20 protein-coding genes and 1 pseudogene are annotated in these 25,616 nt (G+C 42.8%); 19 read left to right on the top strand and 2 right to left on the bottom strand.

The genetic code is table 11. The features are described 5' to 3' along the window. Position 1: 1 nt before the first annotated feature. From SVI_RS13990 to SVI_RS13945, 10 genes are all read left to right on the top strand, one after another. Positions 2–2,437, top strand: coding sequence for a DNA polymerase II (locus tag SVI_RS13990; RefSeq protein WP_013052242.1), 2,436 nt, complete (start codon positions 2–4; stop codon positions 2,435–2,437). A 228-nt stretch (positions 2,438–2,665) separates the two neighbouring features. Beyond that, positions 2,666–3,871 carry a porin gene (locus SVI_RS13985; protein WP_013052241.1) on the top strand — a complete coding sequence of 402 codons (1,206 nt, stop codon included), beginning with the start codon at positions 2,666–2,668 and terminating at the stop codon, positions 3,869–3,871. A 628-nt stretch (positions 3,872–4,499) separates the two neighbouring features. Next, complete coding sequence (locus SVI_RS13980) at positions 4,500–7,400, top strand: TonB-dependent receptor domain-containing protein (protein ID WP_041419967.1); 2,901 nt, start codon at positions 4,500–4,502, stop codon at positions 7,398–7,400. Positions 7,401–7,458: 58 nt separating this feature from the next. Further along, positions 7,459–7,719, top strand: coding sequence for a hypothetical protein (locus SVI_RS13975; RefSeq protein WP_041419966.1), 261 nt, complete (start codon positions 7,459–7,461; stop codon positions 7,717–7,719). Positions 7,720–8,954: 1,235 nt separating this feature from the next. After that, positions 8,955–9,737, top strand: a complete 783-nt coding sequence (locus SVI_RS13970) for a DUF3450 domain-containing protein (protein WP_013052236.1) — start codon at positions 8,955–8,957, stop codon at positions 9,735–9,737. Beyond that, on the top strand, positions 9,737–11,092 hold the full coding sequence (locus SVI_RS13965) for a MotA/TolQ/ExbB proton channel family protein (RefSeq protein ID WP_013052235.1): 1,356 nt from the start codon (positions 9,737–9,739) through the stop codon (positions 11,090–11,092). The genes SVI_RS13970 and SVI_RS13965 overlap by 1 nt, the downstream gene beginning before the upstream one ends. Next, positions 11,092–11,619, top strand: coding sequence for a MotA/TolQ/ExbB proton channel family protein (locus SVI_RS13960; protein WP_013052234.1), 528 nt, complete (start codon positions 11,092–11,094; stop codon positions 11,617–11,619). The genes SVI_RS13965 and SVI_RS13960 overlap by 1 nt, the downstream gene beginning before the upstream one ends. Positions 11,620–11,632: 13 nt before the next feature. After that, positions 11,633–12,037, top strand: coding sequence for an ExbD/TolR family protein (locus SVI_RS13955; protein ID WP_041419965.1), 405 nt, complete (start codon positions 11,633–11,635; stop codon positions 12,035–12,037). A 1-nt stretch (position 12,038) separates the two neighbouring features. Continuing rightward, positions 12,039–12,659 carry an energy transducer TonB gene (locus SVI_RS13950; RefSeq protein WP_013052232.1) on the top strand — a complete coding sequence of 207 codons (621 nt, stop codon included), beginning with the start codon at positions 12,039–12,041 and terminating at the stop codon, positions 12,657–12,659. 2 nt (positions 12,660–12,661) lie between these two features. After that, positions 12,662–13,921, top strand: a complete 1,260-nt coding sequence (locus SVI_RS13945; RefSeq protein WP_013052231.1) for a tetratricopeptide repeat protein — start codon at positions 12,662–12,664, stop codon at positions 13,919–13,921. Between the two features lie 91 nt (positions 13,922–14,012). Here SVI_RS13945 and SVI_RS13940 read toward each other — a convergent pair whose 3' ends face one another. Further along, positions 14,013–14,522 carry a diguanylate cyclase domain-containing protein gene (locus SVI_RS13940; protein ID WP_013052230.1) on the bottom strand — a complete coding sequence of 170 codons (510 nt, stop codon included), beginning with the start codon at positions 14,520–14,522 and terminating at the stop codon, positions 14,013–14,015. A 135-nt stretch (positions 14,523–14,657) separates the two neighbouring features. On the opposite strand from SVI_RS13940, the gene SVI_RS13935 reads away from it, so the two are divergent. The 6 genes and pseudogenes from SVI_RS13935 (at position 14,658) to SVI_RS13910 (ending at position 20,401) form a co-directional block, all read left to right on the top strand. Then, on the top strand, positions 14,658–16,502 hold the full coding sequence (locus SVI_RS13935) for a DUF885 domain-containing protein (RefSeq protein ID WP_013052229.1): 1,845 nt from the start codon (positions 14,658–14,660) through the stop codon (positions 16,500–16,502). 161 nt (positions 16,503–16,663) lie between these two features. Continuing rightward, positions 16,664–16,942, top strand: a complete 279-nt coding sequence (locus SVI_RS13930; RefSeq protein WP_013052228.1) for a peptidylprolyl isomerase — start codon at positions 16,664–16,666, stop codon at positions 16,940–16,942. A 20-nt stretch (positions 16,943–16,962) separates the two neighbouring features. Further along, a pseudogene (locus SVI_RS13925) lies at positions 16,963–17,502 on the top strand (GNAT family N-acetyltransferase). A gap of 66 nt (positions 17,503–17,568) precedes the next feature. Beyond that, on the top strand, positions 17,569–17,802 hold the full coding sequence (locus SVI_RS13920; RefSeq protein ID WP_013052224.1) for an RNA-binding S4 domain-containing protein: 234 nt from the start codon (positions 17,569–17,571) through the stop codon (positions 17,800–17,802). A gap of 32 nt (positions 17,803–17,834) precedes the next feature. Further along, entirely contained in the window at positions 17,835–18,221 is a 387-nt protein-coding gene (locus SVI_RS13915; RefSeq protein WP_013052223.1) for a ribonuclease E inhibitor RraB, read from the top strand. Positions 18,222–18,430: 209 nt separating this feature from the next. Continuing rightward, on the top strand, positions 18,431–20,401 hold the full coding sequence (locus SVI_RS13910) for an NERD domain-containing protein kinase family protein (protein WP_013052222.1): 1,971 nt from the start codon (positions 18,431–18,433) through the stop codon (positions 20,399–20,401). A gap of 259 nt (positions 20,402–20,660) precedes the next feature. Here the strand turns inward: SVI_RS13910 and gcvA are convergent, their stop codons facing one another. Beyond that, complete coding sequence (gene gcvA / locus SVI_RS13905; RefSeq protein ID WP_013052221.1) at positions 20,661–21,548, bottom strand: transcriptional regulator GcvA; 888 nt, start codon at positions 21,546–21,548, stop codon at positions 20,661–20,663. A 119-nt stretch (positions 21,549–21,667) separates the two neighbouring features. Here gcvA and SVI_RS13900 point away from each other — a divergent pair, with 119 nt between their 5' ends. The 3 genes from SVI_RS13900 (at position 21,668) to SVI_RS13890 (ending at position 25,437) form a co-directional block, all read left to right on the top strand. Further along, positions 21,668–22,447: a TSUP family transporter gene (locus tag SVI_RS13900; protein WP_013052220.1), complete on the top strand. Its 780-nt coding sequence runs from the start codon at positions 21,668–21,670 to the stop codon at positions 22,445–22,447. Positions 22,448–22,652: 205 nt separating this feature from the next. Beyond that, entirely contained in the window at positions 22,653–23,021 is a 369-nt protein-coding gene (locus SVI_RS13895) for a tautomerase family protein (protein ID WP_013052219.1), read from the top strand. A gap of 874 nt (positions 23,022–23,895) precedes the next feature. Continuing rightward, positions 23,896–25,437, top strand: a complete 1,542-nt coding sequence (locus tag SVI_RS13890; protein WP_231847728.1) for a methyl-accepting chemotaxis protein — start codon at positions 23,896–23,898, stop codon at positions 25,435–25,437. The last annotated feature ends 179 nt before the right edge of the window (positions 25,438–25,616 follow it).

The raw sequence follows: 25,616 nt of genomic DNA, 5'->3' as shown, positions 1-25,616 counted from the left end.
TATGCCAGTAAAACCCCCATCAGAGTCTAGGGTCACTTCATCGATCAAGGGGCGAATACTTTCTCGTCATACGGTGCAGCATTCGGGTATGACTTGGTTGCATTACTATATTAAAACCTCCGATGGCCCTAGATTAGTTAAAGTGCCCCAAGCTGAATATCTGTGTTTCTGTGCAACGAAAGATCTGCCTCGGCTGCAAGGATTACCCCAGTCAGCAAAACTAAGAATAGTGGATCTGCCGCTTAAAAATTTCAATTGTGATCCTGTCACGGCAATTTACGCCAGTTCTTTACAAGTATTTAGATTGGTGAACAGAGGAGCTGTGGATCTAGGTATTCCTCTGTTTGAAACCGATATTCGTCCAGAGCACAGATACTTGATAGAGAGATATATAGCGCTAGATGTGGAGTTTATTGGACAATTTGAGCCCCAAGTACAAGGCCATCTGGCCAGTTTCACCGCTTCACGGGCGAGAAAAAGTGCTGTGGATATCAGACTCAAAGCCATATCCCTAGATTTCGAATGCAGTATGTCCGGTGAGCTTTATTCGGTTGGCCTCTACGCCAAGGAGACGGATGATGAATATAAGAAGGTGATCATGGTGGGCTCACCTAATCCGAGTAACCGTGATAATTCGTCTTTATCTGCTGATCAAGTGGACTATATCGAATGGGTAGCAGATGAGAGAGGGCTTATCCTCAAGTTAATCGATTGGTTTGCTGAATATGATCCCGACATTATTATCGGTTGGGCGGTGGTGACGTTCGATCTGGCTCTAGTATATAGAAGAGCAAAACTACTTGGGATCGCACTGACATTGGGCAGGGGAGGGACGGTTCTGAGTTGGAAGGTGGCAGATAAATACCGTCCTGAAACTCTTTCGCTACCAGGTAGAGTTGTGCTAGACGGAATAGACTGGCTCAAGGCGGCTTTTTACCGGTTCGATAGTTTCTCACTAGAGTCGGTTTCACGTGCTTTGCTCGAAGAGGGCAAGGCATTGCCTAGCGGCCCAAAGGGGATCTTAAACCGAGGGGAGGAGATCACTGAGCTATTTCATCAGGATAAAGCAGCGCTCGCTCACTATAATTTAACCGATAGTCGCCTAGTGTGGGATGTTTTTAAGAAAGCACAATTGTTCGAATTTGCCTTAGAGAGATCTAGGCTTACTGGGTTAGAACTCGGTAGAGTCGGCGCTTCAGTGGCAGCATTCAATAACTTATACCTGCCTCACCTGCATAGGGCTGGTTTCGTTGCCCCCGCGATGGCGACGAGTCAAGGGCTAGAAAGCCCTGGTGGCTATGTGATGAATTCTATCCCCGGACTCTATAAACATATTTTAGTGCTCGATTTTAAGAGCCTTTACCCTTCGATTATCAGAACCTTTCTCATCGATCCCAAAGGCCTTGTTAAGGGGCTATCTGAGTCTGAAGCCGACAATGTCGATGGTTTTTTGGGAGCAAAATTTAGCCGGGACTCTCCCATATTACCCGAACTTATCAAAACACTCTCAGCCCATAGGGAAGAAGCGAAGCGCGAAAATAATGCACCACTGTCACAGGCCATTAAGATAATCATGAACTCTCTTTATGGCGTATTAGGCTCCCGTGGTTGTGTGTTTCATGATGCCAGGCTTGCTAGCTCAATTACCCTCAGGGGTCATCAGATAATGAAACAGACTAGGGCTTGGATTGAGGAGCTTGGTTATCAGGTCATCTATGGCGATACCGATTCGACCTTTGTCTGGTTGGGTCTAGATCCTGAGGATACCGATGTGGATAAGATAGGTGGAGGGCTCGTCAAAACGATTAACGCTAAATGGAAAAATAAGTTAGCTAAAGAGATGAAGCTAGATAGTCATTTAGAGCTGGAGTTTGAATGTCATTATGAGCAATTTTTCATGCCGACTCTCAGAGGCTCTACTGAAGGATCTAAAAAACGCTATGTTGGGGCCATTACCAATAACGAAGGAGAACTGCAGCTAATCTTTAAGGGAATGGAGCAAGTGCGCAGTGACTGGAGCCCGTTGGCCAGACGCATACAAGAAGCACTGTATTATCGTTTATTCTCTAAAAAAGATGTCATGGTCTTTTTACAAGAGGTGGTCAATGATCTGATGCAAGGTAAGTTAGATGAAGAACTTATTTTCAGTAAACGTTTACGCAGAGATATCGCAGATTATACCGCTAAGTCATCTCCCCACGTAAAAGCGGCTAAAATGATGTGTGATTTTTCAGGATCTGAGCGATTCTCAAAGAGGGGAACCAAGGTTGAGTACCTTATGACACTCAATGGTGCTGAACCGATTCAGTATCGTCAGTCTGCTATCGATTATTATTACTATCTAACTAAACAACTTGCCCCTATCGCCGAACCTGTTTTAGGGCTGCTTAATAAACGTTTCTCTGATATTGCTTCTAAACAGATGTCGTTAATTTAGTGAGTGGACTTATAAGGTTATTTTGGTTTTATGTTGCCGGCTAGTATCTGATGTGCTGCCAAAAGGTTTTTGTGGTTAAGCGGGTGATAAAACAGGTAGTTTTTGTGACTTTTGTCTTTGGGGGAGAAGACATCTTTTGCTACCCTCGCCTGCAATTAGGAAGACGTTGACCAATGGAATGATAAAAAAATAACCATGCAGACTGAAAACAATAAGGTTAGACATCAGATGAAAAAAACTCTAGTAGCATCGGCATTAGTAGCCGTTATATTTGTCCCGTCAGTATCGGCGATCGAAGTCTATAAAGATGATAAAAATGCAGTTGAGATTGGTGGATTTGTTGACGCACGTATCATCAATACTCAAGGTGTTACAGAAATCGTCAACGGCGCATCACGTATCAACTTCGGTTTTACTCGCGAAATGAGTGATGGCTGGAAGGTATTCACTAAGCTGGAGTGGGGCGTAAACCCATTCGGTAACAGCGAAATCGTTTATAGCAGTGAGAGTAACTTCCAATCTAAAAGCAGTGACTTTCTTAATAATCGTCTTGGTTATGTTGGTATCGCTCATGATGTCTACGGTTCGCTTACTATAGGCAAGCAGTGGAGTACATGGTACGACGTAGTGTATAACACTAACTACGGCCTAGTATGGGATGGTAATGCATCGGGTACATACACTTATAAGGCAGATGGCGGAATCAACGGTACTGGCCGTGGTGATGATACTGTTCAATATCGTAATTCAGTAGGTGATTTAAGTTTCGGAGTACAAGTCCAACTTAAGCACGATTCATTTGATATTACAGGTGATCCTGAAGTGATTCATAGCGTAGGAACTGGCTCTGCTGCAATTAAGGCAAGTGATCCTACCGTTATAGCCTCACTTGAATATAACAATACTTACGGTGGTGCCGCTACTTACAATGTGACTGACAATTTGATATTCACAGCAGGTTTCAACATAGGTGAGTTTAAAGGTGCCTTTGCTAATGGCCAGGCTATTAATGAAACCGACTCTATTTACGGCTTAGGTGCTATGTGGGGCAACTGGAATGGCGAAGGCGTTTATGCCGCTTTTAACGTCAATAAGCAAGAGTATCATGATACAGATAACTTAGGTCGCATGGTACCAGAAGCTACTGGTTTAGAATCACTTGTGTCATACAAGTTTAACAACGGTATTCGTACTTTCGCGTCTTATAACATCTTAGAAGCAGGTGATGACTATGAATCAGCTTATAAAGGCGATGAGTTCAAGCGTCAATTTGCTGTAGTAGGTGTTCATTATGTTTGGGATGCAAACACTGTACTTTACCTTGAAGGTCGTAAGGATTACGGTAACTTTACAAGCAACGATGCTGTACAAGAAGCTGCAATGTCTATGTCTGAAGAAGATGGTGTCGGTTTCGGCGTCAGATATATTATGTAGGTTTATATAACTTAAACCTGTTAGTTAAAAAAACGCCTGCGGGCGTTTTTTTATGTGTGTAGAAAAGTAAATAGGTGAATTTTTTGTCTCATTTCACTAGGTCAGAATAATATCTATGACTGTCTTTCAAGTCCCAATATTTTAAAGAATAACAGTGCCGCCAAATGTAAATAATAGTTTACATAAACAAGATGTTTGTCAAAAGTGTATATCTAGAATCTGAATAATAAATTATTTCTGAATAAGCATTCGTTTATTTGCTTTTGGCACATAATAAAAAAAATCTGATAATCAATATTTGACTACAAATCTAACTGGTTGTTTATTGGTCAGTATTTGTTGGTGAAGAAGGGCGGGGCCATCTAGTTCTGTTTGTTTGTGACTTATGCCAATCATTTCATTTCTGCTATTTATCGATGGGAATACGGATTTTTGACGCCTGATTGTATGTAAAACAATCATCGCAACCAGTGGGTTGTAAAAAGAGCTGTGCACTTGTTGCATAAATGTTTCTGATGTGGTCTTATTTGTTTGCAAATGTGTTTAGGTGTAACTGTCTGCGTTACATCTGGTGCGTTTAAAAATATAAAAACATAAAAATATAAGAATGAGTCCAGGGAGAAACAATATGTATAAAAATAGCATACTAGCTAAGTCGGTGCGTTTCGCACTAATTAGTGGTGCAGCAGCAACGGCAGCCATTACAGCACCAGTAGCTTTCGCGGCTGAAGAGTCTGCAGAAGTTGAAAGAATTTCAGTAACAGGTTCTCGTATTAAGAGAACTGATATGGAAGGTTCTAACCCCGTTACGACCATAGATGCTGCCGCTATTGAGAAAATGAGTGTCAATAATGTTGGTGATCTTCTTAAAAGTCTAACGTCATCAGCAGGTGCTGCTACTAACACACAAACTAACAATGGTGGTGATTCGAGTACTCGTTTTTCACTTCGTGGTATGGGCTCTGAGCGTACCCTAGTATTAATTAACGGCCGACGCGTTGTCGCCGGTGGTTCTGGTGCTAACTCATCAGTAGATTTGAATACGATCCCAACTGCAATTGTTAAGCGAGTTGAGATCCTGAAAGATGGTGCTTCAGCCACTTACGGGTCAGACGCTATAGCTGGTGTAGTTAACATCATTACTAAAGATGATTTTGAAGGCTTCGAACTTAAACTTAATTATGGTGGAAGTGATAAAGGTGATGCAGTCACTAAAGGTGTAGATGTGACCTTTGGTGCAGCAAGTGATCGTGGAAACGTAGTTGTTGCTCTTGGTTATAGTGATCAGGGCGATGCATTCATGGGTGATCGTTCTTTTTCAGAATATGAATTACGAGCTTATGAAGATGGTATGACAGAACAAGGTGGATCTTCAGCGCCACCTTGGGTTAACGCTAATACTCCAGATGGCCGTGTAACTCGCGGTCCAGAATATGGTAATTGGAGAGATTACTCGGGTGCTACTGATTCATATAACTATAACCCAGTGAATTATCTGCAGACCCCAAGCAAGCGTCGTTATGCTTCCGTATTTGCAAATTATACTTTAGGTGAATTTGGATTTCTTGGTGAAGTGAACTCTTTTGCTGAAGCTAGTTATGTACAAACTACAGGTAATAGACGATTGGCGCCGGAACCATTAGCTCCATTGATTTTCTTTGGGTCAGCAGCGCCTTATTCACCAAATAACTACTATAACCAGACGATGGGACCAAAAGATGCAAATGGCAATGCCTATGTGATAGACGATTGGCGTCGCCGTATGATTGAAACAGGTGGTCGTGCTAATGAGCGAGATTATAAAACATTCCGTACAGCGGTTGGTTTCAATGGTGCCTTAGATAATGGTTGGGATTGGGAAGTTTCTTATGTCTGGGGACAGAGTGACTCAGTCGAAACTGCAGCAGGTTACTTTAATCTAGATCGCGTAGCTGAAGCTGTTGGTCCATCTGGATGGTTAGATGCCAACGGTAATCTGATTGTTGACGGAAACGGGGATGCAGTTGTTGATGCCAATGGCTCTCAACTCGTCTGTTTGGATGCTAATGGTGGGGCTATCGACGGCTGTGTTCCTTTGAACATATTTGGAACTCCAGGTTCTGCGGATGAGGTATCACCTGAAATGCTGCAATATATTTCAGGCGATTATAATACAACTGAAACGGGTCAAAATAAGCAAGAAGTGCTTACAGCACTTATTTCTGGCGACCTGTTTGATTTACCCGCGGGTTCCGTAGGTTTTGCTGCTGGTTGGGAACAAAGAAAAGAGTCAGGGTCATATACTCCTGACTCTTTGATTCTTCAAGGCATTACTACAGCAGGATCTGCCGTCGGAACTAGTGGTGGATATGATGTACAAGAGTTGTTTGGTGAATTAATTGTTCCAATTTTAGCTGATGCCCCTATGGCTCACATGCTTGATTTTGAGGCCGCTGTACGTTATTCGGATTATAGTACTTTTGGTACAAATACAAGTGGCAAGTTAGGTGTTAAATGGATGCCGATTGAGTCACTGATGGTACGTGCGACTTTATCTGAAGCTTTCAGGGCACCGACAACATCTGATTTATATGGTGGTGCATCAGTAGGTTTCCCTGAAGCGACAGATCCGTGTGATGGTAACTTCTATACTGATGCAGAATATACGGCTGTTAAAGCTTCATCTAATTGGGCTAACTGTACAGGTACAGGTGTACCTACTACTGGCTATGATTCAGGCGGTGTAGAACAAATTCCAAGTAATGGTGGTGGTTCAGATAACTGGGTTGGCACAACAGATTTGACTCCCGAGACCGCTGAAGTACTGACCGTTGGTTTCGTATACAACCCTGATTTCATAGACAACTTCTCTATGAGTGTCGACTACTGGAAAATTGAGTTAGAAAATGCAATTTCAACAGTGGGTACACAAACTCGTTTAGATGGCTGTTTCAATACAGGTACTTATTGTGAAACAATCACACGATTTGGTGAGACTAGTGCGGCAGCTGGCGGTATTATTACGGTTGATAACTACACAGTAAACGTGGGTGGTATTAATACAGCAGGTATCGACTATGACTTACGCTATACATTTGAATCAGGTTTTGGTGATTGGGGATTAGGTCTAGATGGTACTTACCTTCTTCAGTATGACAAAATTCTTGCTGATGGTTCGATTATCGATCATGTAGGACGTTACGAAGTCAATCATGATGGCATGTTTGCTAAACTTAAAACAAACTTTACTGTAAATTGGACTATAGCAGACTTTGATACTTCATTAATCACGCGTTATATCACTAGTGTTGTTGAGACTGAAGCCGGTTGGTGGACAGATCCATTCGAAAGAGATGTTGACTCTAATATCATTGTTGATTTTCAAACGAATTACACTGTATCTGAGCATTTGATGCTAACCGCTGGTGTTAACAACTTGTTCGATGAGACGCCACCATTTGTGTACTCAGCGCCTGGTGCGAATACGGATGTGTCTACTTATGATGTTATTGGCCGCACAATCTACTTACGTGCAGGGGTTAAGTTTTAAAGAATAAAAAAATTAAAAGGGCGCATTGCGCCCTTTTTTATTTTACCAAGGAGTGGTTATGAGATTTTATATATTTGTTTTAATTGGTTTTTTATCGGGATGTGAGTCCTCGCAGAATATGTTTAAGACAGAAGATCTAAATGGACAAATAGTCGATGCAGGTATTAGGTGCGAGATGCTTGCTCGAACTGGCACAAATCGTAAAACTAAAGTTTGTAGAACTGCAGAGCAGAGAAAGAAGGATGAGAAGGATGCGTATAATTCGTTAAATAGAAAGCAAAGAACGGGCTATACGATCCCCAAAGAAGGTGGTTTATAAATGAAAAGGTTTGAATAATGAGAATCATTACCATATTTCTGATGATTGGGCTCTTTGGGTTTGAGTCATCACAAGAAATGTTTAAAATCCAAAATTCACCATGCTAATGGTGAAATTGTAGATTCGGGTATTCGATGTCAGATGAAGGCCAGAACCGGCACTAATAGAAAGACTATGGTCTGTAGAACTGCTGAGTAGAGCAAAAAGCATACAGCAGGTTCTGAGCGTTATTTAGACAGATCACTAAAAAAGGGATGAGTTTAACAAAGTAGTGCTTTGTGAACTGAGAGCGCAAAGACGCAGCTTCTTTGTGTTCTATCTGCTTTCTACTACTAGTGTTTATGTAATAAGCCACTTCGATGGAACATGACCTTCTTAAAAAATCTTGCTAAGAATCAGTTTTAAATACTTTTTACTGTTTAAACAGCATTAACACCTCATTAATTGAGGGCAAAATTACTTTCGTAGGCGGCATTTTTTATTGAATGTATTAAAAATCCTACCACAGCCAATGCCTTTATCTTGTGTACTGTATCGTTATTCTTCCTTGCTTGATTATTGAAATTAAAACAGCCATTGAAATGTGATAGTACAAAATCATCCATGGATATCTACTAAGGTGAAAGCCATTACATGGGTGGGGTTTACTCTAATTTACTTAAGGTGGTTATTAGCCTTAAACTAAAAATACCAACAAAGATCCCACTTCCGAGTAAAGTGTGATTTCAATCATTTAGTGCGAAAGTAATGCTTTAGGACTTGCTTTTTTAAAGCCAAAAGTGAGCTTATAAGCATATTTAAGGAGGTAATAGGTAGACATAATGACTGAATAAAATGCCTGTGGTTAAGTCAATGTTAATGATGTTGCCGGTATGTAAAATGACTTAATTCTTTTATATTACAACAGCTAAAGCTTTAATTGCTGTGTGCTTTAATAGGTAATTAGTAATATTCATTTTACTAATTTGTTCAAAAATCTAGCTTTTGCACCTTTTCCCTCCTCAAGTGCCTTTTTCTACTAGTTTTAGTCCGTTTCAATTGTTGACACAGGTCAACATTTTGTGAAATGATGCCGATGGTGCTACGCCTTTATCGGTGTAGAAAAATAAGATAATAATTAACAATCACAAGAGAAAGACATACTTATAAGCAGGAAACACTCGTAAATATAAGCGAGACTCCATGTTGTTAATAAGTTAAACCTTTTTAATTTTACTTCAAATTGGTTGGGAACTATGTCCAAGGTAAGCAATAAAACAAAAATCGCTACAGCGCTCGTAGGCGCACTAGCCTTAGCAAGCTCAAACTTAGTGATAGCAGATCCTCTTTCTGTCGTTCAGAAGGCTGACAGCAAAATTCACGCTGAAGCAGCAACATCGCAAAAGAAAGTAGATAAGTACTTTGACCAAGCTCAGGACATGATGTTCGAGTATGGTTCAGTTGCAGATGAGCGTGAGTCACTAAAATCTTATAACGATTACGTAGCTGGTCTGGTCGCTGACCAAGAAGCGACGATGAAATCAATTCAAGGTGACATCAATGGCGTAGATACACTTCGTCAAGGTGTTGTTCCTCTCATGTTTAAGATGGTTGATGCTCTTGAGCAGTTCGTGGCTCTCGATCTTCCTTTCAACCTAGAAACTCGTGTTGAGCGCGTAAATAATCTTAAGGCACTATTGAACAGTGCTGAAGTGACTCTAGCCGAAAAGTTTCGTCTGATCCTTGATGCATACAGCATCGAACGTGAATACGGCAGTTTCGTTGCTGTTAAAACTGGTCAGCTTAAACTCGACGGTAAAGATGTCTTAGTTGATTTCTTCAATTTAGGTCGTGTAGCACTTTATGCACAGAGCTTAGACCAGAAGTCTGCTTGGATGTTTAACGATGAAACTAAGGCATGGGATCTGCTAGATGAAAGCTATCTACGTGAACTGACCAAAGGTATCCGCATTGCACGTAAACAGGGTGCTCCGGATCTATTCTCGTTACCAATTCCTGCTGCGGAGGCTGCACAATAATGAAGAAGTTTATAACTACAGCAATCCTAGCTGCAACTCTGTCTCTATCTGCAGGTATTGCAAGCGCAGCTGACGCACCTAAATCTATCGACCAGCTGTTGAAGCAGGTTCAGACAGATCGTGCTAATGCGACTAAGACAAATAAGAAGCGTGAGCAAGAGTTTAGGAATGAGCGTGGCGATAAAGCGTCTCTACTTAAACGTGAAAAGAATGCTCTAGCTACCGAAAGACAGCGCGGTAAAGATTTGAGCCAAGCTTTCTCTGATAATGAGGGCAAAATTGCCGAGTTGGAAGAGAACCTAAAAACGGCTCAAGGTGACTTGGGTGAGATGTTTGGTGTCGTTAAAGGTGATGCCGGTGATTTCTCCGGTAAACTGGTAGCGTCTAACATCAGTGCTCAATATCCTGGTCGTGATACTTTCATCGCAGAACTCGGTGCTCGTAAGCAGCTACCAAAGATTGACGAGCTGGAGCGTTTCTGGGAAGAGCAGCTATTTGAAATGGTACAGTCTGGCAAGGTCGTAACCTTCGATGCTGCTGTTACCGATATCGATGGCAGTATTCATAATACAACCATTACTCGTGTGGGTACTTTCAACTTACTTGCCGATGGCAAATATGTTGTTTATAACGCGGACCTTGGCCTGATTCAGCAGCTATCGCAGCAGCCATCCGGTCATCAGGTTAGTACGGTTGCTAACTTCTTGGATACTAATTCTGGTATTGCTCCTCTCTACATAGATCCTATTAAGGGTGTGTTGTTGAGTATCTTTACTCAGAAGCCGACTATTGAAGATCGTATCGAAGCCGGTGGAACTATTGGTTACATCATTATAGGCCTGCTTATTATCGGTGCCATCATCTCTGTCGAGCGTATCGTTACTCTTGGTCTAGTTGGCGCTAAAGTTAAAGCTCAGCGTAAGAATCTGGATAATCCAGGTAACAATGCTCTAGGTCGTATTCTTAAGACTTTCCACGACAACAAAGATGTTGATGTTGAAACTCTGGAACTTAAGCTTGATGAAGCCATTCTGAAAGAGACACCAGCACTAGAAGCGCGTATCTCTATCATTAAGGTCCTTGCCGCAATCGCACCTATGATGGGTCTGCTCGGTACAGTAACCGGTATGATTGCCACCTTCCAGAGTATTCAGTTGTTCGGTACCAGTGATCCTAAGCTTATGGCTGGCGGTATCTCTATGGCACTGATGACAACAGTTCAAGGTCTGGTTGCAGCTCTACCTCTGATGCTTATGCACGCAATTGTAGTTGCACGCAGTAAGTCAATCGTACAGGTTCTCGAAGAGCAAAGTGCCGGTATGGTTGCTAGTCACGCTGAGAAGAGGAACGCCTAATGATGCTATACCTGATGGACATATGGGATTCCGTCAGGGGCTTCATGGCGGCCGGAGGCGATGTTCTCTGGTTAGTAGCGGCAGTGTTGTTTGTCATGTGGGTATTGATGCTTGAACGTTACTGGTATCTTAATTGGATATCACCAAACGAACATAAAGCAATAATATCCTCATGGGATGCACGAGAGGATTCTACCTCTTGGTATGCACACCGTATCCGTGAATCCTGGATATCCCAAGCTAAGCAAAACTTGAATGCACGTATGCTGTTTATTAAAACCTTAGTCGCCATCTGCCCTATGATAGGTCTGTTGGGCACAGTGACAGGTATGATATCAGTATTCGATGTGATGGCAGTTCATGGGACGAGTAATGCTCGTATGATGGCAGCTGGTATTTCAATGGCGACCATGCCGACAATGGCGGGAATGGTTGCGGCGTTATCGGGAGTATTCTTTAGTACTCGTCTGGACGCTAAAATGAAAATCAGTTTAGAAAAGCTAAAAGACAGCATGCGTCACCACTAGAGAGAGATTGAACATGGCACGTAGAAAGCATTCCAGCGTGGAAGAGGAAGCTCAGATTGATATGACACCGATGCTAGACATCGTGTTTATCATGTTGATCTTCTTCATTGTAACAACTTCGTTTGTTAAACCTTCAGGCCTTGATTATACCAAGCCAGAAGCGTCTACGGCGACTAAGAAGCCTTCTGCTAACATCTTTATCGGTGTAAGCAAGACTGGCACGATAATGATGGAGAACCGTCTGGTCGATATCGAGCGTGTAACTGCAAACGTTGAACGTATGCTTGCAGAGGCTCCAGAAGCGGCCGTGCTAATCCAAGCCGATAAAGATGCCAAACATGGCCTAGTTATCAAGGTAATGGATAGTGTTAAGAAGGCGGGTGTAGATAAGATTTCAGTATCGGCGGGGAAAGACTAATATGCTAAGAGGAATAGTATCATTAATACTTGGTGGTGCTGTGACTTATGCCTTATTTGTCTTCATGGCATTTTTGATAGGTGGCGGTCCAACCCGCCACGATGCTTCAACAGAATCACCTATCATTGAAATAACCATGAGCAAAGAGGATGCATCAGCACAGAAGAAACCTAGGGTAAAGCCTAAGCCTCCTGCGCCACCAGAGCAGCCACCTAAGCCGGATACGACTCCGCCTGACAGTTCATCTGACATAGATACAAACATGTCATTTAACATGGGTGGTGTAGATACCGGTGGGGCTAATACAGGCTTCAAGCTTGGTAATATGATGACGCGTGATGGTGATGCTACACCTATCGTTCGCATCGAGCCTCAATATCCAATTGCTGCGGCACGTGATGGCAAAGAAGGTTGGGTACAACTGAGCTTTACCATTAACGAACTCGGTGGTGTTGAAGACGTTAAAATTATCAAGGCTGAACCTAAGCGTTTGTTTAACAAAGAAGCAAGACGCGCACTTAAAAAGTGGAAGTATAAGCCTAAGATAGTTGACGGTAAGGCACTTAAGCAAACTGGTATGAAAATCCAGTTGGACTTTACCTTAGATAAAGGAGGCAGATAACGATGCGAACACTTAGTATAAAAACTACTAGTATTGCAGCCGCGCTTTTGTTTTCTCTAGGTGGTAGCTTGGTCATGGTTTCGGCAGTTTCAGCTGCCGAGAAGTGTCCTATCGAGCAGCGTAAGTCTAAAGCCGTTGGTCAAAGTGCTGCTAAGAAAGTGCAAAAGTCTTTCAAAGCTTACACTGAAGGTAACCTCGACGAAGCTATCGCGATATTACTCGAGGCCAATCCTAAGAGTAGTTTCGATAAAGCGTACATAGATCGCATGCTGGGCAATTTCTATGCAGAAAAAGCTCAGATGAAAACGGCAATCAAGTACCTTAAGAAAGCTGTCGATGCGAATATCTTAGGTGGCGGTGATCATGCCGGAACGCTTAGACTCTACGCGGATCTCTTGATTCAAGAGAAACAGTTTAAAGAGTCGATCGCTTATTACTACAAGTGGATGGCGTTTACCTGTAAAGAGGATGCTCAAGTCTACCGTCGTATCGGTATCGCCTACTCGGAGCAAAAGAACTGGAACAAGGTTCTTGAAGTTGCCGATAAGGGGTTAGCCCTGTCTGATAAGCCTGATAAAGGCCTGTATCAGATGAAGCTGACAGCTTACTTCAATCAGAAAAAGTATCCGCAAGCGGTGAAAGTACTCGAGACCATGGTGCCACTTTTCCAAGACGATAAACGTCTTTGGATTCAGTTAGCTCAGTTCTATCTGATGACTGAAAAGTACACTAAGTCTCTGGCAACTTATGATCTTGCCTACAAGAATGGTTTCTTGGAGACAGGTGGTAATATCACTCGTCTTGCTCAGCTACTTTCACAGAATGGTTCGCCATATCGTGCGGCTAAGATATATGAGAAGCACATGAAATCTGGCCTGATCAAAGAGGATGAGAAATCTCTTGGTATCTTGGCTGGTTTCTATCACAACGCGAAAGAGTTGAGAGAAGCTGCTCTGTATTACGGTAAGGCTGCAGATGCGGGCAATATTGGCAAGTTCTATCTTCGTCAGGGTCGAATCCTGTCTCTAGATGGTAAATCTAAGGCCGCGATTGTCGCATTGAAGAAGTCATTGGATGCTGGTATTACTCATCCTGGTGAAGCTCAATTTGAGCTGGCTCTGGCTTACCTGAACCTTAAGCAATATAAGTCTGCTTATTCACGCGCTAAGTTAGCGGCAAAGGATAAGAAGACGGCTCGCTCTGGGAAAAGTTATGTCTCTTATATCAAAGATAAAGCACGTATTCATAACGTAGCATTGTAACTTTTTCTTTGAATGAGTTAAAAAGCCCCGCAAGGGGCTTTTTTATTGCTGTGAATTTCTAGGAAAACTGCAGTTTTACTAGAACCTTCTCTTATTGCATCTGTCTCAGTTCAATATGTTTATTTTTCTCCATTTCTAACTCATGAGTTAAACTCTCTACGTCTTCAAATATCAACTCAATTCTTAGGTTACGCGCCGGTGTGCAGGTATAACCAGCGAGTTCGTAATCTACGTGACTGGTGTATTTTTTGCCATATTCTAAATTGAAGAGCTCAATTTTTTCCTCAATTCTATGTAATACAATCTGAGTGCCCTGTTCATCAATGTTGAATAAGCCTAAGGCAAAGCTGTTATTGTTAAGTCTTGCTACCAGATCAGTAGTTCTTAAGATGGCTTCTTGTACTTGTTTCATAAAGAATTCGAGCAGATGAGGTTGCTTAACTGTTTCATGTATGTGCGGGCACAGATACAATAGGGCCAGACTTTGGTGATCTCTGATATGGCGATGCCATTCGCGATTGAATACCTCCATAAAGTAGGTTTGATTATAGACGCCAGTTTCGGGATCTCTGAAACCTGAGTTGCGAAATGAATAGATCATTGACTGGCTCCTTTACGATCCTACGAAGAAGATAGAGATAGCTGTATAAATATAGCTTGTATAAATAATGTTGAACATTTGGTATTAAGTATAGAAAATAACAAGCAATTGCACCGAATATAGGGAAAGAAACAGATGAGAAGAGCATTTTTAGCCGTATCAATAGGCTTAGTACTGGGCATAACAGCTTGTTCAGATGACAATCAGATAAGTAAAGACACGGGTTCTACTGCAATCGGTGCTTCTTCTGAAATGTCACAAACGAGCCTGAATAAAGAGGCATCTGTAGAGCAGGCTTATCTCGCTTTGGTTGATGATTTCTTCAAGGACTATCTTAAACTTGAGCCTATTTACGCCACCTTTGTTGGTGTGAATGATTATAACGACCAGTTTGGTGGCGATCTTACTAATGAGTATTTAACGGCGCGTCACGATTTAAATACCAGCTATCAGGCTAGGGTAGAGAAGATAGACAGAAGTGCCTTATCTCCTGAGCTACAGCTAAGTTATGATATGTTTGCCTATGATAGAAATATCGCCCTGGTAGACGAAATATTCCCATCTCGTTTCATGCCCATGAACCAGTTCTACAGCACAGTGATTAATATGGTGCAGTTGGGGAGTGGTGAAAGTGCTCAGCCTTTTAATACCGTCGAAGACTATAACAATTGGGCATCTCGTTTAACTGGGTTTATTGCCTGGACTAAGCTAGCACAAGAGCGTATGGATGAAGGAGTCAGAAGTAAGGTTGTTCTGCCTAGGGTGTTAGTCGAGCGTATCATTCCTCAGCTCAAGGCCCTGCTTGTGGATGATGCCAGCAAGAGCATGTTTTACGTTCCGATTAGTAATCTTCCCCAGAGTTTCTCAGATGCAGATAAGGCTGAACTCACTGCAAGCTACACTAAGCTTATCAATCAAGAACTCATTCCCGCAATTGCCTCATTAGCTGACTATTTTGAGAGTAAATACCTGCCGGTTTCACGTGCCAGCGATGGATGGTGGGGATTACCCAACGGTAAGGCTTGGTATCAGCATCTGGCCAATTCCCACACGACTACCATGATGCCTGTTGATGAAATCCATCAGATAGGCTTGAGTGAAGTGGCCCGTATCCTCTCCGAGATGGATAAGGTACGAGAGCAGGTGAAATTTAAGGGAGATCTTAAGGCCTTCTTCGCTTCTCTGTCATCTGAGCCTGAGTACTTCTTCACCGATAGACAGGATCTTATCGATGGTTATATGACGCTCAAAGATCAGATTAATGCCGAGCTACCTAAGTATTTTAATGTGATGCCAAAGGCCGATTATGTGGTCAAGCCAGTGGAAAGCTTCCGCGAGCAGTCAGCGGCTGGGGCTTCCTACGAATCACCTGCCGTGGATGGTTCTCGCCCTGGTGTTTTCTATATCAATACTTATAACTTAAAAGCACAGCCTAAATGGGGAATGACAACCCTATCTCTCCATGAGGCTGCACCTGGACACCATTTCCAGATAGCCATCAAGCAAGAGCTAACAGGTGTACCTGAGTTCCAACGCTTTGGTAACTATACGGCGTTCGAAGAGGGTTGGGCCCTGTATGCCGAAAACTTAGGCATTGAGATGGGATTGTTTAAAGACCCTTATCAGTATTTCGGTAAGTTGTCCGATGAGATGTTGCGCGCTATGCGCCTGGTGGTCGACACAGGTCTTCACGCTAAAGGCTGGACGCGTGAGCAAGCGATACAATATATGAAAGATAACTCGCCTATGGCTGAGTCGGATATTATTGCCGAAGTTGAACGCTATATGGCAATACCTGGTCAGGCATTGTCCTATAAAGTGGGTCAGCTCAAGATCCTTTCTCTTAGAGCCGAAGCGGAAGCTGAATTAGGCGATAAGTTTGACCTAAAAGCCTTTCATGATCAGATCTTAACCTCAGGTTCTCTGCCTATGGCAGTGATGGATCTTAAGATCCATCACTGGATAGAAACTCAGAAGTAAACGATTGCAACATGAGTTTAAATTTAGTTTCATAAGCTAAAGCCTTTTTAAACCCAGCTTTTATCAATATACTGGCTGGGTTTTATTTTTTCTAAAATTTGTCATGCCTAAGGTGTTCAATTATTGGCTGGCAAATTAATCACAACGTTAGGAGTTACACCATGGTACAAGCCACAGCAAGACATCTATTAGTTAGCAGCGAAGAGAAATGTGAAGCCCTTAAGCAGGAAATCTTAGGCGGCGCAGATTTTGGTGATGTTGCGAAGGCTAACTCATCTTGTCCATCTAGCGCTCAAGGTGGTGATCTAGGATCTTTCGGTCCAGGCATGATGGTTAAAGAGTTCGATGAAGTCGTTTTCAATGCGCCTCTGAATGAAGTTCAAGGTCCAGTTAAGACGCAATTTGGTTATCACCTGCTTGAAGTGACAAGCCGCGGATAATTAGCCAAAGGTCATGCTCTATGCTCGAACTTTATACCGATAGGCTAAGGCTTCACAGTCTACAAGCCGCTGATTGGAACAATTTCTTGATGCTTCATCAAGATCCTATCATCAATCATTTTGTCAGACTCCTCGACGAGGAGTCTGTAATTCGAAAAAGTTCGAGCAAAGGCTAACGCCTTGGCGGTATGAATCCGGTGATTGCTTGACTCTGGTTATCGAGGAGCTAGCAACCGATAAATTTTTTCGGCGTTACCGGATTGTATTGTATTGTATTGTGTTGACCAAGAATATGGTCAAGCCGCAGCGGGCTATATGTTAGCCACCGAAGGCCAAGGTAAGGGTTATGCAACCGAGAGCCTCAAGGCGTTGACTGGGCTTGCTTAAGCTTTCAGGTGCACAAGTTTATCGGCCTGTGTGCAAAACAAAATATTGCATCGACAAAAGTGTTAGTAAAAAATGGCTTTCAACTCGAAGCTGTAATCAGAGACGAGTGTAAACTCGATGATAATTGGCTTGATGATTGCGCTTATGGCTTACTGAGCCATGAAAGAGGCTAATTGGTATTATCCTTGTCTAAGCTCGGTGCTATAATCACATAATAATTTTGATTAAAGGTAAAACGTGTGACAGCACAAATTGAAACCTTGGCCCTATTGCCAGGTGAAGAATACATAGAGTTATATAAGATTTTGAAAGTCCAGTCCATGAGTAGTGGGGGCGGTGAAGCCAAATTCGTCATCAGTGAAGGCAAGGTAACCGTTGACGGTGAAGTTGAGACCCGTAAACGCAAAAAAGTCAGAGCTGGTGAAGTGGTTTGTTTCAATGGCGAGTCTGTACAGATAGTCACCTCTGCTTAATAGGTGATTGAAGTAGTTAAGTGGAGTAAGAAATGCAGTTTCCAGATGATGACAATGGCAAGATGCTCGCGGCTATGGCCGATGCAGGTATCGATCTAACTAAGCAACTCGATGTCGACTTCTTCCTAGTTTTCGATGACCAAAGAGATGCCGAGTATGCTGCTGAAGAGCTGGCAAAGTCTGAGATTGAAGGTGAGATGGAACTTCATCTCAATGACGATCTTGGCCAGTGGGAATTAATTGTGTGTATCCCTATGGTTCCTGAGTATCAGGCTGTAGTGGATCAAGAAGTTCAGCTGAATACATTTGCCAAAGAGTTCGGCGGCGTGACCGATGGTTGGGGCGTGATGCAACACCAAGATGGTGATGATGAATTTGCCGATGACGAGCACGAATGCAGCAACGAATGTAAGCACTAAGCGATCTGCTTAACATGCCGATTGATGCCAGCTTGTGGTCTTTTCATCGAGCCAGATAGTTAAGCCATAAGATGACAGATATTTAGTATTAAGCCACCATTTGAGTGGCTTTTTTTATGCCTCTAATTCATGATGTACACCAAATGGTTCACCATACTCACACCTAAGCTTAACAAGTTGAGTGGATTGCACATTAAGGGTCACATTGAATGGCAAAGCAGATAAGTTTTGGAACTCCGGTCAACGATGCCGAACGTTGGGCATTCTCCTTGCTGGCGGAGGAGTTACCCGATAACTATATTTTACTCACTAATGTGGAGATCCCGACTAAATCGGGGCAAGCCATGGAAGTTGATGCGCTGGTTATCGGTGAGTGGGGCGTTTATGTTGTCGATGTTAAAGGTTATATAGGACGCTTAGATGCGGGGCTTCATGCCTGGTCTTTAGATGGCAGGCAGGTGGATAACAGTTTGGCCAAAGCCAACTATGTTGCCCGGGTTCTGGCCGGTAACGTCAAGCATAAGATCCCAGTGGGAGTTTATGCTCCTTGGTGCCAGGGGATGGTGTTTATTACTGGCCGCAAGGGGGAAGAGATAGAATTGGAGAAACAAGAAGGTTCTCTCAGTATCTACACACCGCAACAAATAGTTGCCGCCTTGACTAAGGAATGGGGCTTAACTGCACCACACAGCCACCAGGTGACCGACGAGCAGAAAGAGATGGTGCTTAAAACCATAGGCCAGGTAGCGCTTGTGGAGCAACGTAATAACAAGATCCAGGATTTCACCAAGCTCAAGTGTCTGTTCATTCAAAGCGGCTTGGAGGTCTGGCAGGCGGAATACAATCCTGGGGGATGGACGGCCCCCTGGTTACTTAAAATTCTTATTGCGACTCAGTTTACCGATCAAGCACAATCAGAAAGTCATGAGAATCAGCTAAGGGCCGAATTTAAGCGCCTACAAGCCCTAACGGGTTGTAGTGGTGTGCCATATTGTGCCCCTCTGATCCAAGATGGGGAGCAACTGGTACTCCCCATACGTATGCCCCGTGGTGTGCCATTAAATATCCTGGAATTCGAAAAACTCACTACCTATCAATTGTTAGAGATATTGAGGCGCTCAGTTTCGGGTTTGCAGCAGGTACATCGCCGTGGCTTTACTGTGGGTGGCTGGGCTGCTAATTGTGTCTTTGTCTCAGATTTGGGGGATGTTGAATTTATCGATATCAAAGATAACCTCAATATCAGTGAAGATATTCAGGCCTATGCAGAGGGTTTCCTGACCCTAGCAGAGCAGACTAAACAACCTCGTGTATATCAGTGGTATCGTCTGGCGGCTAAAGGCGGCAGCGTCGATCTCGATGCTCTTAGGTGCGATCTGTCGGCACTCATAGATAATGGGGTATGCGATAGCCTGCCAGAGCGAGTCGAAATAGCCACTGGGGCGATTATCGATCACCATTACAAGCTGGAACAATTTATTGCAGCGACCCAAGATAGTCAGTTTTGGCGCGCGACTCATATTCAGGGGCAATATCAGTGTGGTGTATCAATTTATTCCAAGGTAGAGGCTAAGTGGCCTACCTTGAGTAGCTTATACCGTAGCCTGTCTAAATTACACCATCCTCATGTGGAAAAAGTGCTGGGTTTTGGCCAGTTGGCCCAGAGTGAAGACTTATTTATCGCACGGGGATGGGAGTACGGCGTATCCTTAGATGAGCTAGCCGATATTCAGCTTGGTCAGCCTGTGATGTGGTTTACTCAACTTTTGAGTGGCCTGCAATATATGCATCAGATGGATATCTATCATGGGGCAATATGCCCTAAAAATATCATCTGTAACCTAGAGAAAGCTATCTTAGTCAACTTTGGCATCGGCTTAGATATAGCGACGAGTCATTACGCCAGTCGCTATGCCGACCCTCAACTCTGGGCAGCCGAAGGGGATGCCGAGAGAGATCTTTATGGTTTAGTCGCCAGCTTCATCTCCACATTGGCTCCCGTGTCGTTACAGGGAGACGGCGGTCAGGAGGGGATTATTCAGGCTCTTAATTCTTTCGACAAGGAGTGGTTCGGTGAGAAGACGTTTAATACCTGCATGAAGGTATTAAATTTTGAATTCGATGCCCCGTCTGGGATGAATTATCTGCAAGCCTTCGATGTGGCTGACAGCTTAATCTAGGCCTTATACTTGCGCCATAGAAGGTCGCCAATGAGAAGCTCAGTTTGGGCTTCTCTTTTTTATGCTTGATATGCTAGGGCTAGGGCTAGGGCTAGGGACAGCGCTGAGAAAGTTATCAGTCTCAAGATAGAGCAGAGAAAGCTATAAGGCTAAAGCGAATCTAAATCACAGGGCCGGAATCCAGTTTTTAGCTGGAGGGATCTAAGTAAGGCTAAGCAAGTTTCGACCTAGGGGTAACTAGTTACTGGTTAGAGAGGTGCTAGTTACGGTATGGGGCAAATATCTCCAGTAACCAATCGATAAAGGCTTGGGCTTTCAGTGGCAGGTTGCTGGACTTAGGGGTAAGCACATAGTAAGTGTAAGGACTGGTGAAACCGGTATTGAAGGGGATCACTAAGCTCGCATCAGCCAGTTGATCTTCGATAAAAAATCTAGGGATCAGAGCCACTCCCATTCCTCCTACTGCCGCTTGACTCAGCATATAGAAATGTTCCATGCCAAACTTCTTGTCAGTGGTCAGGGTTAGACCAACCTGCTGTGACCAATAAGGCCAGAGTTCTGGCCTAGTGGTGTGTTTTAGTAAGGTCATCTTGTTGATATCGTCGACCGTTTTAAGCTGTTCAGCTAGTAAGGGAGAGCATACCAAGCAGAGATCTTCATCCATCAGCTTGATAAAGTTGGCATCTGTAGGCTCATGCTTAGCACTCCTGATGGCAATATCACAACGGCTGTTATCAAAATCTACCGCAAAATCTCCGATGGAAAGATCCACATACAGATGAGGGTAACGTCGCTTGAATTCCTCCATTCGCGGGATAAGCCAATTAATGGTTAGGCTAGGCAAAACATTGATAGAGAGTGTTTGAGCTCGCATCTGTTGTGATTTTATCTCATCGGTTGCATGATTAATTGTCTGCAGCGCCGATTGCACTTGTATAAAGTAACGTTGGGCATCATCTGTGAGTAATAACTTTCTATGCTGGCGAATGAATAAGGGGACGCCTACAAATGACTCCAATCCCTTGATCTGTTTACTGATAGCTCCATGAGTCACGAATAGTTCGTTGGCCGCTTTGCTAAAACTTAAGTGTCTTGCCGCAGATTCAAAAGCCAGTAGCGAATTGAGTGGTGGAAGAGGTGAATGCATCATATCCCCGTTGACTGTTTGTGTGAGAATATCTCACCCTAAGTGGACGATAACTCCTTTGTGCATCTTGTGCAAATATCGTCTAATAACGCCCTTATTAAAACCTTTGAGACTTGTTTATGCCATTGGAACTATCCTATGAACTTATCGCACTCATGTTTGCAGTGGCGATGCTCGCGGGCTTTATAGACGCGATAGCGGGGGGAGGTGGGTTAATTACTATTCCAGCACTAATGTGGGTTGGTCTTCCGCCAACGGCGGCATTGGCGACAAATAAACTACAAGCCTGTGGTGGCAGCTTCTTTGCCAGCCTCTATTTTGTCCGTAAGGGGATGGTGAAACTTGGTGAGATGAAGTTGGCCATAGCTTGCGCCTTCGTTGGTGCCGCGCTCGGTACCATAGCGGTGCAGATGATAGACACGGCTTTCTTAGAGACATTATTACCATTCTTAATTCTCGCTATAGGTGGCTACTTTCTATTTTCAAAGAAGATCAGTGAAGAAGACAGGCATCAAGTATTTACCCCTGTTATGTTTGGGTTTACGGCAGCATTTGGCGTGGGATTATATGATGGATTCTTTGGCCCAGGAACTGGCAGTTTCTTCGCATTAGCCTTCGTGTCTCTGGCCGGTTTCGGTCTGGCTAAGGCCACTGCTCATGCCAAGGTGCTTAACTTCTCGACTAATATCGCCTCTCTTATCTTCTTTGCCATAGGGGGGAAAGTGTTTTGGATGCTGGGCGGCATCATGCTCCTTGGTCAGGCTATTGGCGCCACTCTGGGCTCTAGACTCGTCCTGACTAAAGGAACCAAAATCATCAAGCCTTTGGTCGTGACCATGTCCATAGCCATGAGTGTGAAGCTATTGTCGACACAATATGATCTGTTTTCTTGGGTTTAGATAAGCTGTAGCAAGATTCGTTATTTTGCTAATGGCTGGGGAGGCCAAGCCTCTGATCTTTTTTTATCGGCAATTGATTCATTTGAAGTGACTAATGATTTTTAAATACATCAAGGTGGGTATCTTTCTATCTCATTACTGAGTAGGAGAAAGTTAGCTGGCTTGGTAATACACTATTATGTATGCGCAAAAGGAATAAACTAATATGCCCCATGTAGAAATAAAATATTCTGATGATTTGGATATAGATACCAAGCAAGCATTTGATCTTATTGAACAGATCATCAATGAGCAAGATGCCAGTGCTGGCGTATGTAAATCAAGAGCCTATCCATGCTCTCAGTACAAATACCCCCATATACTCATAGTTGTATCCCTATTAACCAAGCCATATCGTGATCAAGAATTCACCAATGACTTAAGTGAAAAAATAGCTAAAGAAATCAAGAAACTGTTTAAACAAAGCCTGTATTTTTCACTCAACATAGAATACAGCTCAGCCAACTACACGACAAATGTTCATCTTGTTGAAGGGGATAAATTACAGGCTATGGAAGACTCGTCTAGCAGCTAAAAAGTCGCACACCTTGAGTTTCAACCTAGATAAGTTGTACTAAGGGGAAACCTAGCCTTAGTGCAACAGCTAACGCCAAGTCTCCCCCTATGTTTATCATGCTAGCTTGTCTTACTCTGCTGTGATGGTCATTCCATCAGCCATCTTGGCTTGATCCTGAACATACTTGATTCACAAGCATACATGGGCATGCTGCTAATGTTTTCTTGCCCTAATATGAATATATTCATATTGCAATATTCCATTAGCCTTCAATCTGAATTTAATCGCTTATCAGCTTAGAATAATCTGAGTGCTGACTAAGTGATTTATATCGGTATGTTATTTTCTCTGTCAGTCATTTTATTTAATTCACTCTGTTTAGTTCACTCTGTTTAATTTGTTCTATTTGATCAGTCGCATTTAATTCATTCTGTTTATTAAGTTCATTTTATTTTCTGGTTAAAATTCTAGCTGTCCTAGCAAATGTTATAAGGCTATCTGTGCTAAATATTATATTAGTAATGGCACTTATATTGGTGCAATCTACTGAAATCTAGTTTTTATAGGTCTGTTGTGGTTCCTCTATTACTCTGGTGTGAATATGACACAGGCACGAATTATTACATCAGCACTCACTGTTATAGAAGTGTAAAAGTAATTAAGTGTTGATCTTAGGTGTTTAAAAGGTTAAATGTTTACCTGAGAATGTGGTTTTCGTGATGATATGAACGCAGAGTCATTATTAATTGTCTAAATGTGAGTGAACTTGTATATGAAGTTATTAGGAAATTTGTCTTTAAAAATTAAGATGTCAATTCCTGTTTTTTTAGTTGTAATTCTTTTCTCTTCTTTAACTGCTTTTAATATATTTATGTTTGATAAGCAGTCAAATGTGGGCTATACGCTATCAGTCACAGTTCAGCCCGTTATTGATAGTATGGAAGACGGTTATCGGGACTTATATCAAGTCATAGCAGCAACACAAAGGCTGGTGCTTTTAAAGGGGGAGAAGGGGGAAAAGGCTGATAAAACTGAGATCGATACTTATATTGGGGAGTTTAAAAGCAACGCATATAAAGCCGGCCCTAGAATGGCTAAAATTCAAATTTTATATGATAACAATGTGATCCCAAGAGCAACCCAGCACAACATGAACCTTCTTGTATCGTATATCGAAGCTTGGGTGCGCTTGTATGAGCCCATGATCGATAACCCAGATATAGCGGTCGATTATTATGAAAAAAACCAATCAAAACTTGATCATAAATTTAGTCAGATTCGTTCAGAATACAAGCTGATACGGGTGATCATAGAGGCGAAACAAGCTGAATTGATGGCGCTCCGTGATGAGGAGGGCAATATAGGATCTATGGTATTAAAAGTGGGCACACTTATTGTGATACTTATCGCGGTAGTTTTATCTTGGATACTGTCGTCCTGGATTGTAAGTCCAATTAAACGATTAGAGTTGGCTATGCTTGACATAGCTTCCGGTGATGGTGACTTATCTAAGCGTATTAAAGTGGAATATCTCGATGAAGTGGGCTCCCTTGCCGCGGCATTCAATAGTTTTGTGTCGAAAATTCACCAAACCGTGAGTGAGGTAATAGTGACCTCGGTTGCGGTTCGCTCAGAAATGGAGAGTATGAAGCAGATCACTGCCCAAACATTGGATAGTGCTTCAAATCAACAACAAGAAAGTGAATTGGTTGCAGCCGCTGTACATGAAATGCGGGTCACCAGTGAGACAGTCAGTGAAAATGCCAATGAAGCGGCTATAGCTACTCAAAATGCATCGATTGAATCTAAGCAAACAAAAGATATTCTGGAGAAAACGGTTACATCCATTGAAAACTTAGCCAATGAGATCACATCAGCTAGTGAGGTCATTCATACCTTAGATTCAGATGTGGGTAATATAGCCTCTATTCTTGATGTGATACGTGGTATTGCAGAGCAAACAAACCTATTGGCACTTAACGCTGCCATTGAAGCCGCGAGGGCGGGTGAGCAAGGACGAGGCTTCGCCGTGGTTGCCGATGAAGTTCGTGCATTAGCGAGCAAGACTCAAGAAAGTACCGGTGAGATTCAAAATATGATTGAGCGCTTGCAGTCCGGTGCAAAAAAAGCCGTAACGGCAATGGAAGCCAGTAAAGACAGTGGTGTTAAGACTATAGAAACCGCGGGTAGTGCAGCGAGTTCAATCGAAGAGATCAGTCGCTTGATTATCATTATTAATGATATGAACACCCACATTGCAACGGCAGCGAATCAGCAGAGTCAAGTCAGTGGAGACGTTAACCTGAATGTGCAAAAAATAGCAGATAATAGCAGTCAGATAGTGGAACAAGTGAGTAGCTCTGAGACGGCTTGTGTGGTTTTATCTGATCAATGTGAAAAGCTGGATTCTTTAGTTAGTCAGTTTAAAGTGTAAAGTCATAAACAAGACTGCTTCAACAGTGAAACAATTCAAATCGAAAATATACACTGAAATATAAACGCCGCCGTGACCTCCTGTTATTGGGAGGTCTGGCCAGGTCGATAGATGCAAGGATACCTATATCTAACAGCCAGTTCAGTATCATTTCCCCAAGTTTATCAGTCCAGGAATCT

The organism is Shewanella violacea DSS12 (genome assembly GCF_000091325.1).
Taxonomy (GTDB): domain Bacteria; phylum Pseudomonadota; class Gammaproteobacteria; order Enterobacterales; family Shewanellaceae; genus Shewanella; species Shewanella violacea.
The sequence above is the reverse complement of the archived record's forward strand: the minus strand, read 5'-3'. Positions and strand labels throughout refer to the sequence as shown.